Below are 16848 nucleotides of genomic sequence, written 5' to 3'. Positions count from 1 at the left end.
CCCGTTTATCTACTAAATGAATAACCTACCGATACCGAGGATACATCCCCTCTAATAGGCGGGTTTATTTTTGACACACTTATTTTTCCTTTGGTCACTAAGCCTATCTCCTTTAAGATACGATCCGCAATACGGCGAGCCACATGTTCCAGTAGTTTTGAAGGTATTTTCATCTCTTCTTTTACAATGTGGTTGATCAGCACATAGTCTGCCGTGTCCTTTAAAGAGTCTGTTGAAGCAGCTTTGCGGAGATCTGCCTTTACAACGACATCTACGCGGTATTCACTGCCAATACGCGCTTCCTCCTCCAGGCATCCATGATAAGCATATAGTTTTATGTTATTTAAAGTAATAGTATCCAAAGCATTTTATTGAGATGTAAATGTAAACCATTTAAAAGCTAGTATGTACAACGGCAATTACTAAGTCCCTGGAAAAGATCTACTCCGAGGGTTACCACATGGGTTCCTGTGCTAAATCCAAGGATCTCATTCAGGATGATCTGGTAAGAATATCCGAAGTAAAAGTTGCTCTTTTTTAAACCCATTATCGGGGCTATATATAGCGGGTTACCGATCTGGTCATTTAAAAACCTATAAGTAACACCTGCATAATAGTAATCTTCAAAATCGTACCAACGGAATTTAACATTTAGATCGGTTACAGAACGCCCATCACTTTCGAACCACTGAAAGAAGACAGATGGTTCGATCTCCAATCGACTATTCTTGTTCTTGGTATATCTGTATCCTGTGTAGATATAATAATTACGGAGACGGTTTGGCTCAAATACCGGGTTAAATTTGGTAAGGTCCTTATCCAGGAGGTTGGAGGCATTGAGACTGAAATAGAACTTATCTTTTCGGTATAGGACACCTACATCAAAATTGTGATTGGTGGTGGCCCTGTCGTCAGTAACGTTTGGATCTGGCCCATCGAAATTCTCAATATCTATCCTAAATTGATTGAAATTATAGGAGATCCCGAAGGATACAAACTCATCATCATACCTGTCTAGCGTTAAATGGTGCGCAAAGGATAGCCTTGCGCCTCGTTGTTTTGTCTCTCCGTTGCTATCATTATACAACAGCATACCAAGCCCAGACCTGTTCCCTATCCTGGCATCTGCCGCCAAGGATTGAGTATCTGGAGCGTCTTTAATACCCACCCACTGGGTTAGGCCATTGACACGGATCTTAATATGGTCGCCAATACCCGCATAGGTAGGAGACATTACAAAGGGATTGTCTGCCAGATACTGGGAGAGCTGCGGCAAGGTAAGCTCCTGCCCCCTGGCGAACACCGCGCTCAGTAATAAGATTCCATATATGATCGACTTACGCATAGTTGTGTTTCGGTTAAATTCTCTTATCTGTAGAGTGTAAAATGCCCTACAAATTCTCTTTCATCTCTCTCGCCGTTAAGCTGTATTACATACCAATAGTCTCCCGTTGGAAGCATGCTACCCTGGTACATTCCATCCCATCCGGTATGATTGACAGACATGACAGTAATCTCTCTACCATAACGGTCAAATATTTTTATTAGTATTTCAGGGAATCCCTCCATATTTCTAGGGACCCAGGTGTCATTCATTCCGTCTCCATCAGGTGTAAAGAAATTCGGAATTTCTATATCAATAAATTCCATAAAGATCTGGGCCTCAACTACACACCCGTTCGCATCAATTACCTGAACCGTAAACGTGTCCGTTCTGTTGATATAATAAGTATTATCGGTTCCATTGTTATCACCATCAAAAATAAAGGTGTAATCCTCAAGGCCACCGGCAGCAATTGCCGTAATCTCATTGATATTGTTCTGTTCGAGCACAAGTGTTAATGGCTCAAAATTCTCAATCTCAAAATCGATCGTTTGAATACATCCATTGGCATGGGAGATAGCTATATAATGAGACCCCGGGGCTGTATTGATAAAGTCTGGATTTAGTTGCATATCCGCAGGATCTGTTGAATCCAGGGCATACATGATAGATCCGAGTACCGTTGGGTCATCCATAGTGATGTTCAGGTAATTATCCGGAACAGCAGCGGTACATTCGTATACAGGCTCAACGACACCGTTTAAATTTACACCTGGTTCAATTACAACAATGACATTAGCCTCGCAATCTTGTGCGTCTCGGATAAAGACCACATAGGTACCTGCAGCCAGATCAGAATAGAAGAACTGGTCTTGTACAAAAGCTGTGTCTACGGTAGTGTTTAAAGCCGTTCTGTAAGGCGCAGTACCTCCGGCAATACTTACTGTAATGGTACCATCTTCACTTCCGGCACAGATCTCCGGTTCTGCTACATAAGTAGCTGTCACAGGAGCGGGCTCCGTAATTGTGAACTGGAATGAAATAAAACATCCATTTTCATCTTGCGCGATGACATCATAGATACCAGGAGCCAACCCATCAAAAGTGTTAACTGAATCGAACTGGTTAAGGTTTGGCGTAATGGCGTACAGGATGTTTCCTGTTCCACCAGAAACCTCTACCGTAATAGTACCATCTGCATCACCAGCACAAGTAACATTGGTAAATTCTTGTCTGTCTATTTGAAGCGGGAGAGGCTCAGTTATCACAATTTCATTGGTCACTTCAACACAATCTCCACTCACTACTCTTATATAATAACTTCCGGCAATTAGTCCGCTAAATTCTCCGTCTGGTTGTGGTCCGGCCAAAAGATTTGTCAGGGCAGCGTCTGAGAATAATTCATACGAATAATTTCCTAGTCCACCTGTAGCTTCAGCTATAATAGTGGCCGTTGCCTCTCCGGTACAGTTTATTACGGCAGCGCTAAGATCCAGGCCAATAGTAAGTGGCGGTATAGGATCTATCGAAACCTGATTTGAAATATTAGCCTCACAACCAAAAGAATCGCGCACATAATATTGATATACCCCGGCAATTACGGTAAACGTATGAGTGTTTCCACCAGACATTGGCGAGAAGAGCACGTTATCTGTACTGTATTCATATGGTCCGTTACCCCCTGTGGCAGAAAGCGTTATCTGCGCATCATTGGTACATGTAAGTTGGCTGGCTTGCAATAGGGAACTTTCAACATCTGAAGGCTCAGTTATAGTAACCTGTACGGTTTCCACATCACAATTCCATCCGTCGGAAACAGTAATACTATAGATTCCGGCACCCAGATTATTAAAGTCGGGTGTTGTTTGCCCACCACTGGTAAAAGTGATTGTGGCACCAGAAGCATCATAATAATTAAGCTGATACTGGTATACGCCCTGGCCGCCCACTACATTGATGGCAGACACGGAGGCATTGGTGTCTCCGTAACAAGTCAGCACAAGTGGAGCGCCTGTAATATCTGCCGTAATTGGGACAGGTTGTACCAGGATTTGTGTATCGTTAATGACACATCCACCGGCATCTGTAATATCTATTGTGAAATTACCCGCAGATAGCCCTGTAAAGCTTTGGCTATTTACTCCACTAACGGAATATACCTGAGCCGTGGTTGTATTGGTCAATACGATGTCATATGGGGCATAGCCACCAGAAGGATCTACCAAGATCTCACCCTGATCATTAGTACAGGTAACATTGGCAATTTCATTGACTATAGCAATAAGCGGTGAGCTAGGAGACACTATGGTAACAATATTGCTGTCTTCAGCACATAATGGGAATGCCGTTTCCGTAATACGAACAAAATAGTTCCCTGCGGGGAGACCGTTGATGGTCAATGGATTGACCGCAGTGTCTCCAGCACCTATGATGCCGGTTGAAACCGCAGCACTCGTAAATACTTCGTAAGAATAAGTTCCGGTGTATCCGGTCACATCTATTTCCAAAGCACCATTTGAGTCGCCAAAGCAAACAACAGGAGCCGTAGCTGTAGCCACAACATCAATTAGATCATAAGGAAGTATCTCATAGGGCGCCGTATCTGTATAACAACCGGTTGCAGTGTCCGTAATTCTGAATACATAGGTACCTACGGCAGAAAGATCATATTCTGCTGTAGTATTGGTTGGTGTTGCCGTAAGTATACCATCAGGATTACCAAGAGGCAACAAGTCGAAGGTATACACATTGGCAGGATTACCATCATCTGCCACAGTAACAAGTACTTGTTCCGGGTTAACGCATGAAATAGCCGTTATTTGCGATACGGATGCGGTAAATACATTGATAGGATCTATAGTTACTAGAGCTGTATCTGTACACCCATTATCATCTCTAACGGTTACTGTAATATTCTGAACAACTCCGGTATCGTTAATGCTAAACGTATTGGAGGAGAAGAAATTCACACCATTTATGCTGTATAAGTATGGCGCTGTACCATTTGTGGCTACTGCCGTGATAACGGCCTGTGCAACTGTATTATTCGGGTTACAGGCAAAACTGGTCGCAGAAGCTGTTACATCTAGTATAATTGGCTCATCGATAACTACAGTTTGAGTATCAACACAAGCACGGTCTGAAGTAACTGTTATATCGTAAGATCCCGCAGGCAATCCGCTAAATATAGGACTGCTCTGAACCACGGGAGGATTCGTACCATCATCCAGGGTGTATGTATAAGGAGGGTTATCATTCGATGGAGCTAGAACAACATTAATGGAACCATCACTTCCGCCAAAACAGGAAACATCTTCTTTTGAATAGGTGAAGACAACAGGAGTTGGTATTTCCAGCGTAATGGAAGCCTGGGCACTACAACCGCTTCCTCCTGTATCATAAACAATAGCTGTATACGTATCCGGGGCCAAACCTGTAAAGGTATTGGAAGCCTGGGGAACACCACCGATAACACTAACGCCACCACCATCTAACAGGTCGTATTCATAGCCACCTGATCCACCGGTAGCGGCAATGGTAATCTCTCCGTCATTAAGCGCGCACGAAGGCTGCAAATCCACATCTGGAGTAAGGCTTAAAGGAGGTAAAATTGTGATCGTATCTGTTGCAGTACAACCATTGGCATCCCTTACGGTAACCGTATAGGTGCCCGGTGCAGATACTGTTAAGGTTGAGCTAGTTTGATACCCTGCACCAACACTATACTGAAGAGGTGCTATCCCAGTACCCACAACTGTAAAGCTGTAAGACGTACCATTAGAAGTACACTGATCTACAGCATAGGCAGGAGCAGTTATCGTAGGTAGCGGATCTTCATTTACCGTAAGGGTGATAAAGGTTGAACAGAGATTCGCATCCTGAATATAGATGTCATAATCTGCAGGATAGGTTGCAGGCGCAAGAACGGCACTCGCACTAGCTGAATAATCTGCGGGAACAGGAATATTTCCGGTAGGCATAAAGGCATACATATAGCCTGGTGTTCCACCAGATCCCTGTACTGTTACCTGCGCACCAATATTACAATTTGCATTGATATTACTTGTTACGACAAGGGCGACAGGTGCAGCTGGTGAACCAATGGTGATCGTATTGGTGAGATCATCACAGAAAGGGGTATCTGTAGCGATCACTTCCACGTATAGATTCCCTGCTGGCAGACCAGTGATTGTTATTGGGTTAACAGAAGTATCCGTACCAATAACACCAGTGATTGGAGTAGCGGTATCATCAAACACCTGATAGGTATAATTCCCCAGGTAGTTGTTTACCTGTAGAGAAAGTTCACCATCCGCATCCCCAAAACAGGTTACAGGCGTTAAGGCTGTGGCGATTGCTTCAATAAGATCATACGGCGCAATGGGATAAGGTGCAGAAGTAAAGTAACAACCCGTTACATTATCTGTAACCCTAAACGTATAGTCACCAGGAGCAGCTATGTCAAAATCTGCTGTAAATATGCCAGCACCGGGAGAAACTGTAGGAGCTGTACCCAAAGGAAGAAGATCAAAATCAAAATCTCCTGAACCTCCGGTTACTGTAACTCGTACGGTTTCATCATTGACACAGGTAATGGCTGTGATTTGAGATGCCGAAACATCTGTTATCGTAGGCAATGGATTAATTGTAACCATATCCGTATCGGTACAGCCAAAGTTATCTTTAATGGTTACGGTTATATTTTGTACAACCCCTGTATCATTTATAATAAAGGTGTTTGTGCTAAAGAAGTTTACCCCATCAATACTATAGGTATATGGCGCGGTACCGTCTGTTCCAATGGCAGTAATAACAGCCTGGGTAGGCGCATTACTCGCATCACAGGCAAAGTCAGTTGCCGTTGCCGTTACATCAACAGGAAGTGGTTCTGTGATGGTAATAGGTACACGGGCCTCACAAAGACGCGCAGATCTTGTCAATACTTCATAGTCTCCTGCAGCCAGGCCAGTGAAGGTGTTATTTGATTGTGGACCCGCCTGTAAAATAAGGCCGGTACTGTCATATAATTCATATACATATGGCGGATTGTTCATTCCGGGATCCAGAATAGCCGTCACAGTACCATCATTGCCTCCTGAACAGGAAACATTGGTTTGAGTGGTTGTGAACGACACTAATGCGGGCACTTCTAGTTCTATATTTACCGAAGCCCCACATCCCGCAACAAGGCCGTCGTAAACATATGCTGTATATAATCCCGGCGCAAGATTTATAAATAGAGGCGCGGCCTGTGGCCCTCCCTGACTAACAGCCCCAAGGAATAATTCATAAGTATATACTCCAGATCCGCCATATGGGGTAAGTAATATTTGACCATCATTGGCAAAACAATTAGGCTGCACCTGTGCTTCTGCAGTAAGAGATGCTGGTGGATAAATATCTACTGAAACAGAATTACCACAATTGTTAGAATCCTTTACCTCAAAAGTATAGGTCCCTGAATTTAGTCCGGAAAAATCTATAAAATCTGTGGCATTGGTTAAGGTTGTAGACTGGTAAGCGCCGCCATTTACACTTATGTTATGTGGATTAATACCTGCCACATCCAGGGTAACCCGGATAATAAATCCACCTTCTGGCGCAGAACATTGATTAAGCACTGCTGCTGAAATAACTGGTTCTGGATCGGCGACAATAGCTACATCAAGTAGTGGAGAAACACATCCATTTGCATCCTGGGCGTACACATCCCAGTCTGTATTTACTGCAGGATCTAATTCGGCATAATTACTGGCCACAAAATCTCCGGCAAGGGGGGCTGCTCCATCCTGAACAAAAGCGTAGGTATATGGTCCTGTTCCGCCACTGGCCAGTACAGTTACCTGAGCATCCTCATTACAATTGGCGTTGTTATTATCTATAAGAGATAGACTTATTGGTGTAGGCTCAAGAATTCTAAAAGCATAGGCATTAGAACAGAAAGGCGCCGTGTTCTCCTCAAAGAACAACACATAATCTCCCGGAGGTATATTATTGATAGCTATCACTGGCGTTGGACCAGGTCCGGCTGCTGCAACAACTGATCCTGTGTAAGGCGCCCCAAGCGGATTGTTGGTTAAGGACTCCAACACGCTATAATTTATAATTGTAACACTAGGGTCGTACCCTTCAACCTGAAAGGTTATGGAGCCATTGGTATCCCCAAAACAACTAACGTCAACCACCGTGGGCGTCGGAACCACATCGATAGCGGAAAGTGTTGGGATGGTCTCCTCCACATAACTGGAACACCCACTTACGTTATCAACGGCCAAGAAAATATAGGTTTGACCTGCATTTAGCCCTGTAAAAGTGGCTATTTCTTCTAATGGACCCCCCGGCACTTCAGTTGTTGGGCCTATTGCTGTTCCATAAATTGTAAATGTATAATCACCAGAACCACCATCGGCAGATAGTTCAACGGTACCTCCTGTAGGGCAATCTACAATGGCAGTAGCCGCATTTAGACTTAAAAATGGATTGGCCCTTACCCTTACAGGATTTTCATAGTATTCACAACCATTGGCATCAATGATACGAACGTAATAGTCTCCAAAATCTAAGCCATCAAAAGTGACCGAAGTTGCTGCCGTATTTACAATAGGGTTGGGCCCTGTAGTGGGTACAATATTGTTTAAATTGTCATATAGGGTATATGTAAAATTAGATACCCCACCACTAGTGATATTGATGTCTATTTTACCAAGAACATCACCTATTCCTGGTCCGCCACAGGAAACATCGGTAGGTACTACATTTGCATCGAACAAAGCGGGGTCCGTAAGTATTACAGAATCTGCATATGTACAACCCTTGGCATCCTGTACTATATAATTATAAGTGCCTGCGACTAAGCTTGTGTAAACGGTTTGGGCGGTTAATGGCGATCCATCAAAACTGATCATATAGGGTGCAAAACCAAAATTAGGATCTACATTTATTTCTACTATCCCATTAGCATCCCCGTTACATGTTGGGTCTGTTGCAGTGGCTGTTGCCACAGGATTTACCGCCGGGGTTACGGTAACTATATTCGATTCTGATACACAACCCTGGTTATCTGTAACACGGAATTGATAAGTTCCGGCTGTGGAAGTGGTATAGGGAAAACCGCCTCCATAGGCAACATATCCCGCACTATTTATATCTATTTCATATGTAAATGGGGCATAGCCGGGACCAACTATAAGGTCAATTTCTGCGTCAGGTGACCCACTACAATCCAGATCCTTGTCTAGAACAGCGTTCGATGTTAATTCTGGCGCAATAGTGAATGTTACATCATCGCTACACCCGTAAGAATCTAAAACAGTGAAGGTATAATTACCCGGGATCAGATCAGAAAAAGTATTCGATGTTTGTGTTGGCCCGCCATTGATGCTATAAAAATAAGGTGCTTGTCCTCCAGCCGCTCCTACCACAATAGTGGCAAGGCTTGTAGAGGAATAACACAAATCTGAGGTAGCATCAATACTGGCAACCGGATTGGCCGGTGTAACAATATCGAAGGTATCGGTAACGGTACATCCGCCCGAATCTGTAACGCTTATGATATATGTTCCCAGCTGATTTAGGCCAAAGAATGTACTTAAGGCTTGTGGCCCAAGAATATTGGTATCTGGCTCTTCAATCTGATAAGTGTAGCCGCCCCAACCATCGGTAGCAGTGATCGTAACACTGGCATCCGTAGTACATGTCAATGGAGACACAACAAAAGTAAAGGCCAACGCTACTGCGGGCTCACTTACCGTAATAGTATCGGTATCTGTGCAATTAGTGGTTTCATCAGTGACTACAATTGTATAGTTTCCGGCGACCAAGCCTGTTAGGTTTATCGTTGCAGCAGACTGTCCTACTACCGAGGCGCCACCATTTACGGAATATGCATAGGTGGCTGAAAAATCACTAACAGCAAAATCTATGGCCCCGTCTGCAGCTCCAACACAGGAGGCGTTGTTTACCAAAACTCCCGCAACCTGAACTTTAACAACAGGATTTAGCGTAAAATTTTCATCATAGGTACATCCGTAACTATCGGTTACCCTGAAAGTGTAGGTATCTGGTGCAAGCCCTGTAAATACATTGCTGGCTCCGTTATTCACGGCGGCCGGAGCAATGATCTCATAGGTAATAGCCCCTATTCCATCAGTTACCGTAAGGGTAACATCTGAAGTTTCTGCAGGACAATTTGCAGGCGTGGCTACAAAGGAGATATCGGTTGGCGGGTCTAATGGTGGAACTACCGCATTCGCAGTTACAAAGGTACAGCCATTGCTGTCCATTACTGTAATTGTATAGGATCCGTCTGTTAAACCGGTAAATGTATTGGAAGCGCCAAAAGTAATGCCGTTAATACTATAGGTATACCCCGGAGTTCCGCCAGTTACATTTTGAGCCTCAATAGTTGCCGTTTGTAAACAGGTATAAACCTGTGTTACCACAGCATCGGCGTTAATGGGGTTTGGGTTCGTAAGGGTTACGCTACCAGAATATGTACATTCTTTACTGTCTTGAACAATATAATTATAAGTGCCGGCAGCAAGGTTGGTATACACAGTTTGATTCGATAATCCCGCACTGTCAAAATCGACCTGATAAGGCGCAGTTCCAAAGCTAGGATCTATCAGGATCTCAACAGAACCATCCGAATTGCCATCACATGTTGGATCTGTAAAATTGTGGGTAGCAACAGGGTTCGTTATTGGGTCCACAACAATAGCGGTTTGGGCCGTACATCCTTCATCATCTGTGATCAGGAACGTAAACGAACCATCAACGGCAGTTGTGTATGTAAAAGTATTGCCAACTACAGCATTGCTGCCACCCCCATTTACCTGGTATGAAAAAGGTGCATACCCCCCATTGATCGTAATGTCTATTACGGCATCCGGAGAAACAGTACAATCTAATTCTTTAGTTAAAATACCTGTAGCTGTAAGCTGAGGTTCTATAGTGACAGTATTCGATGTGGCAGTACACCCATAAGAATCCGTAACCACTACTGTATAAGCACCGGGAGTAAGGTTGCCGAATACGTTGGAACTTTGGTTGGCACCTCCGTTAAGGCTATACGAATAAGGAGCTACACCACCAACGACATTGGCGTTCAAAGTAACACCGGTTGCAGGATCATAACAAAGGTCGGTGGCAGGATCCAAGTTTAATGTTGGATTTCCCGGAGAAGTAATGGTAAACGTATCCGTTACCGAACAGCCTCCAGAATCTGTTGTGGTTATTGTATAGTTTCCTGTTTGAGTAAGACCAGAGAAAACATTGCTTCCCTGAGGGCCTACAACAGAAAGGTCTGGTTGTTCTAGCTCATACGAATAACTTCCCCATCCACCAGCTGCGGTAATCGTTACAGAAGCGTCTGACGAACAAGTTAGTGGTGTTGTAACAAAGGTAAATGCCAAGGGCGTTAAAGGCTCACTTACTGTTACAGTGTCTGTGTCTGTACAATTAGTGACCTCATCTGTAACCACGATGGTATAATCTCCTGCCGCTAAGCCTGTTAGGTTTATGGTTGCAGCCGACTGGCCCGTTACGGGAGCTCCACCATTTATAGTATATTCATAAGTGGTGTTAAATCCGTTCACGCTGAAATCTACAGCTCCATCGTTACCACCAATACAGGAAACATTACTTACTAAATTACCGGCAACCTGAATAGGGACAACTGGCGAGATAGTAAGGTTTTCCTGATAAGTACAATTATTAGCGTCTGTAACTCTAAATGTGTAGGTGTCTGGTGTTAATCCGGTAAAAACATTATTGTTGCCATTATTAACTACAACAGGTGCTATTATTTCATAAACAATAGGCGTTGTGCCTCCAACTACTGAAACAGTCACATCCGAGGTTAATGCAGGGCAGTTTGGATCTGTAACCGCAAATGTAAGATCAGTTGGAGCATTGAGAGGATCAATTGTTACGGTATTGGTTACCAGGGTACATCCATTGGCATCCCGAACGGTAATAGTATAGGTTCCATCGGTTAGGCCGCTAAAAGTCTCTGCTCCTGCACCCGAAACAAAATTCACCCCATCAATACTGTATTCATAAGGCGGCATGCTTCCGGTTGTTCCCTGGGCTTCAATTATCCCAAATTGTGTACAAGTATAGGGCTGGATAAGAACCGCAGAAGAAGTAATCCCATTTGTGGGTCCAGATATGGTATAATCTTCAAAGAAATCACATGAAGCACCACCCTTACGTTGATTTAGCCGTACGGTATAGTCTCCCTGTGCAAGGCCGGTAAATACTCCTGAAGCATTATTGGTAATTTCGACCCCATTTTCATCAAGTAAATAGAAGGTTAGTTGATAACCGTTGGTATTGGTTAAATTCCAGGAGATGGAACCATCTGCAGCCCCAAAACATGTTTCATCGATTACAGTTGTTGGATCATATTGTATGGAAGGCACCAATACAATAGTTACTGTATTCGAAATGGCAGCACAGTTGTTTTTATCTACAACTACAAAAGTATAATCACCCGGATCTAGTATATCAAAAATAACACTTGTCTGATATTCTGAAGGTGGAATATCACCCACTGTTGGATATGAGATTATGGTATTTCCACCTTCATCCACATAAGACCAGATTGCATAGATGTGAGGCGTTCTTCCTCCTGAAGAATTCATCTGTATGTTTCCCTCTTTACAAGATATATGCTGAGATATTACAGCTTCTAATTCTAGATCCGATAAATCATTGATCACTACCTGTTCCGTATAGGAACAACTATCATCTGTGGTGACGAGGACATCATAAGTGCCGTCATTTAAGTTTTCAAAAGTGTAATTATTGTCAGCACTGGGACCGAAGGTGTCAATAGTGGTACCACCTTGTTGAATTTCATAATAGTATTGTGGCTCTACGTCCAGGACAGAGATCGAGATCTCCCCCAAGCCGGTACAATCAGTATCCTTGGTGGCAATATCTACCTGGAAATCACGAGTTAGAATACCAATATTTTCAAGTCGGAAAATACACCCACCTACAACACCTTGTTGTTGCATTTCTACGGTATAGGCTCCATTGCTTCCTATCGTAAAACTTGGTCCGTTATTAGCACTAAAAGGCACCAGGATATTCCCATTTGTAGCATCTAAAAGCTGATACTCATAATCAGCAGGCATATTAGTAACTGTAATATTTCCCGGGGTTGCACAGATTAGGTCCCTGCTGTTAAATTGAGGATCCAGCGGATTTTTGAAAATATTAAAATAGAACCTTGTAAAACATCCATTCTGATACCCAATAACTACCCTGAATTCACCAGGATCGGAAGCCACATATGTGCTTCCTGTACCTACGGTATTCCAGGTACATCCAGAATTCTTATTCGCACAATCCGCACCTGCAGATGCGCAACTGGCCGTATCTAATTGTTCCCAGGTAATGGTATCTGCATCGGGAATATTGATAGTAATAGGCTCGGTATCGTTTAATCCACATAAAAAAACTTTCGGTAACTCTTCTCCGTCATTTGGACAAACAACAACTTCGCCCTCAACCGTATTGTTAGGGTCGTTGATTAACGCGGTAATAGGGTTGGTTTGAGTGGCGCCAAAATATTCAACAGTTATAATTTCCTGGAATCCTTTACAAGGATCAGCAACTATTTTATCTACGATATAGACACCAACTTCGGTAACTAACTGCGTGCTGGGATCGTTGTCCGGATCTCCATCATCAATGAGGGTATCTCCCGCATCAATTAAGCCGTCTTCATTTTCATCCTTATACCAAACATAGGAATCAAAATTATCCCCGGCATCTAGCAATACGTCATCCCCACATATTTGAACCGTTCTGCTGTAATCGCAACTTTCTAGGTCATCCAATAAAAAGTTGGTTGCCCCGGGCGTTACAAAACCACAATTGTCAAAATCGGAGACACTAGGGTCATCCGTAATCAAGTTGTTATTGATGACACCCTGATAAGTAGAAAAGGCCTGGTTAGCAATAAGATCGGTACAGGCATCCACAAAATCGAAACAATTTTCAGCCACTTGTACCCGAAGTCTTATAGAATATTGAGGGTCTCCTTCTTCTATTAAATTGTCGGGAATTGAAAATGATATTTCATTGGCAACGGGATCGTAAACGTAAGTAACCCCAGGGGGCAAGACAAGATTAGACTCATCAACGGTAACGTTTATCGGCAATACATCGCGCAATACATAATTAGTTCCATCATCATTCCCAATATTTTGGAAAGACAGCACATAATCTAATAATTGTCCAAGATTTACCCCCATCCCGGTAATGTCATTCCCGGCAATATCTTCGACCTTTTTTTCAACGACTATGTTGGGTTCAATGATCTCAATATTAAAGGAGTTAAAAAACGGGTAGTATTGATCTCCATTAGAAGTGAAGCGGATTGTAGCTGCCGTTTCTGAATTTGGGATTACAGAATTGGCTGGATTACTTAACAAGAACATATCCGTATCGTAACCCAACGTATTAATGCTATTGGGGTTACGATTAGTGGTGACCACACCGTTTAATGTAATATTACTATTGAAAAAATTATTGGACGGATTTACGGGATCGCTAATGGTAGTAAACCCAGGGTTACTTGCAGCACGGATCCTCATTTGATCTCCGGTGATCCTATTATCACCTTCTAAAGCTGCTGCACCGATATTCGCAGTTACAGGACCTACAGGAATCGTGTTGAAACCGGTATAGTTAATATCAACAGTAGGATTGGCACTTCGCACCCGGGCAAAACCATCAAAGGTGGTAATTAATTTACCGGTAAGTGTAGGGTTTTCATAAACTATTACTAATGTCCAGCCTGCTGCGGCTCCTCCACCGGGGGATAAAGATCCCACCACAGAGCGCACATTGGCTATGGTATAATCCCCGGAAGGGTCTGCCAGAGGCGTGATTAAAGCTGTTACATCTGCATAGCAGGCATAAGGACTGTTCTGTGTTACCGAAGGATCTCCGCTGGTAAAACCATCGAATAATACCTCATCGGCCACTACGTCTACATAGGCACCACCAGGCACCATCAATTTCACCTGGTTAAAGTCGTTCTGGCGATTGGTCCCTAACGCCTGGCCTGCCTGTTCGCTGGGATAGGTGGCAGACCAATAGAGGCCTGCATACCTGATCAGGTTACAGTTTGCATTTGGAAAGGTAAATGTTGCCGAACTAGAACTAAAAGTAGTGGGATCACTATCTATATCTATATATTGCTGATTGAGCCAGTCGTTATAGGTAGATGAGTTTCCTGTGGCATTATAAGGATCTTCTGGTTCTGTATTTCCTGTCCCTCCATCGCGGTTAACAATATTGTTGGCAATAAAAGTAAGGTCACCCTTGAGGTTATTCTGATAACGAATATCAAAGGTGTTGAATTCTTGTGAGAAGCCCATATAAGAAAAAAGGACTAAACAGGCCGCAAGTATTTTTTGGGTAAAGTTAGGTCTCATTTATGCTATTAGATTTGGGGTGACACGCATGATCCACATCTTGTCATTATATGCGTCGTTTATTTTTGAGTAGTAAGAAACCAAAGCGTTGTTCCAGGAATTGTGTTTCTTAATATATACGTATCGGTATTTATTTTGTGGATTTATAAAGTAACTAGCACTTAATCCTCTGGAATTCAATAGTTTTACAAACCGAGTGGCATTCTTGGGATTGGCAAAAACGTTGGCAATGATATAGTAATCTGTTATTCCCTGAGAACGACCATATGCCGGTTCTTCTGTATCATTGTTGGCAATATTATCTTGTGCCACTACATTTTTCTGCAGCACATCTGTTCCAAATTTGGACGACTTTTCTTTGATCTTATTGGTGTTTGCAACGTAGGCGTCATTTCTATAACGATTCTCTACATTCATGATCCATAGATCACCCGTATAATTCCCACCCAGTTTAGTACGATAGGCATCTTCGGCTTCTGTCCAGCTATTGTATCTTTTCAGATATACATATTTAAGTCCGTTACTCGGATTGTCTATATAATCGGCAGGGAAGCCCTCATCATTCATGGCGTCTACGAACTTATTAAGGTAATGCTCATTCTTGTAGACATTTGCCACCACATAGTAACCATCCTCAACTCCCTGAAGGTCTCTGAATTTTCTACTCTTAACACCCGAAGCAGCCTGTGGCTGTCTGGCTTTCTCTTGTTTTGTGTTAACTTGTGCAACAGCATCTCTGGTCTGTTCTTTTTGAAGAACGGGTTCGGGTTTGCTATCCTTGACAGGTTTTTTGTTGAATTCTTTTGGATCAACAGTTTGTTGTGCCAGGGCTGATTTGTCATTGTTTAGGAAATACTCCTCTTTAGCTCTTTCCTCAAGATCGGGGCGTTTTCCATTGGTTTCATTACGAACCATTCGCATTACGCGTTCAAACCTGTCTTCAAGATCTTTTTGGCGGTTGTTTTCCAGAGAATCTTGTCTGTACATTAACTCGGCAAGAATGGCATCGTTCTCAGTAAGACGACGCTTCAGCTCAGCTATTTCTTCATCCTTATCACTTAGGTTCTCTTCAAGCGCTTCTTTTTCTTCCTCGTTTTGAGCCAGAGCCTCTTCGCTATCTTCTAACATTACCCTGTCTTCAGTAAGGTTAGGTGTAAAGGAATATGCAAAGGAGATCTCATGGGTTAACCCAAAATTATCGAAGGTGTTAGATAATCCTTTTTCCATGGTATAGCCAATGGAAACCCGTTTGTTAAGATTAAAACCAATACCCGCAGATGCTCCATAAAAGCTATCGTACCCACCTTGAACCCATCCAAGTCTCGGAAGGTCGAGAATAAGATTTCCACCCAGCACAAATTCGTCCTGCCCTACCTTTCTTGCTCGCGCAAGAGGCATTAGTCGGGCATTTTCCATGACCCCTGATGCATTTTCAAACTGATGGGTATATTGTAAGTGACCAGAGTAAGTCTTTTCATTAAAATCTGAAACAGATTCATTGGTCTTTAAATTGTAATCGAATAGGTTTTCGGCAAACAGACCAAAATCGAATTTACCATAAGAAAGGTTAAATCCGGGTTGGAAAGATATGAGCGATACATCCTGGAAGCCATTTAGCAAAGGATCATTTTCTATTGGGTTGGCCCTGTTCTGATCAAATCCACTATTATAGTAAGATAGGTTGGCGCCAAATGTAAAATTACTCTTATCACTCAGTTTTATTCCATAAGCGTAGTTGGCAAGTATTCCATAATTGCTTACAATACCCTCGCGTTGAGTATACAAACTTAGACCCAGGCCTGTGCGGTCGTTCATTCTACCGCTATAACTAAGGAAATAAGTTTGATTGTTATCATCGAAAGTTACCGATTGATTTCGGTGTAAGAGGTTGACGTACGACTTGTCTTCCCGCACCGTTGAAAATGTAGGATTGATCAGGAACCTGTTATATTTCAACAGATTCTGAGAGGGTACGTCATAGGTGATAAAAGGATTCTCATCCTGAGCATTCACGCTCAGGAATCCCGTAACACACAACAACAATAAAAGGAGTACTCTTGGTTTCAT

General features: G+C 42.9%; 4 protein-coding genes. All 4 read right to left on the bottom strand.

Annotated elements, in window-relative coordinates; all coding sequences use genetic code 11:
- Positions 1 to 5: 5 nt before the first annotated feature.
- The 4 genes from folB to Q0X72_RS00130 are packed head-to-tail and all read right to left on the bottom strand — an operon-like array spanning position 6 to position 16848.
- Positions 6 to 362 (bottom strand): dihydroneopterin aldolase, encoded by a 357-nt coding sequence (gene folB / locus Q0X72_RS00145; RefSeq protein ID WP_297760230.1) that lies wholly within the window; start codon positions 360 to 362, stop codon positions 6 to 8.
- 38 nt (positions 363 to 400) lie between these two features.
- On the bottom strand, positions 401 to 1345 hold the full coding sequence (locus tag Q0X72_RS00140; RefSeq protein WP_297760227.1) for a type IX secretion system membrane protein PorP/SprF: 945 nt from the start codon (positions 1343 to 1345) through the stop codon (positions 401 to 403).
- A gap of 23 nt (positions 1346 to 1368) precedes the next feature.
- Positions 1369 to 14781 (bottom strand): T9SS type B sorting domain-containing protein, encoded by a 13413-nt coding sequence (locus tag Q0X72_RS00135; RefSeq protein ID WP_297760224.1) that lies wholly within the window; start codon positions 14779 to 14781, stop codon positions 1369 to 1371.
- A complete protein-coding gene (locus Q0X72_RS00130; RefSeq protein ID WP_297760221.1) occupies positions 14782 to 16848 on the bottom strand; it encodes a type IX secretion system membrane protein PorP/SprF in 2067 nt (688 codons plus the stop codon).

The organism is uncultured Muriicola sp. (genome assembly GCF_947258935.1).
Classification (GTDB): Bacteria; Bacteroidota; Bacteroidia; order Flavobacteriales; family Flavobacteriaceae; genus Muriicola.
The sequence above is the reverse complement of the archived record's forward strand: the minus strand, read 5'-3'. Positions and strand labels throughout refer to the sequence as shown.

Coding starts and splice junctions, on each gene's coding strand:
- Q0X72_RS00135 (WP_297760224.1), bottom strand. CDS start 14,781: ATGAGACCTAACTTTACCCAAAAAATACTTGCGGCCTGTTTAGTCCTT.
- Q0X72_RS00130 (WP_297760221.1), bottom strand. CDS start 16,848: ATGAAACCAAGAGTACTCCTTTTATTGTTGTTGTGTGTTACGGGATTC.
- Q0X72_RS00140 (WP_297760227.1), bottom strand. CDS start 1,345: ATGCGTAAGTCGATCATATATGGAATCTTATTACTGAGCGCGGTGTTC.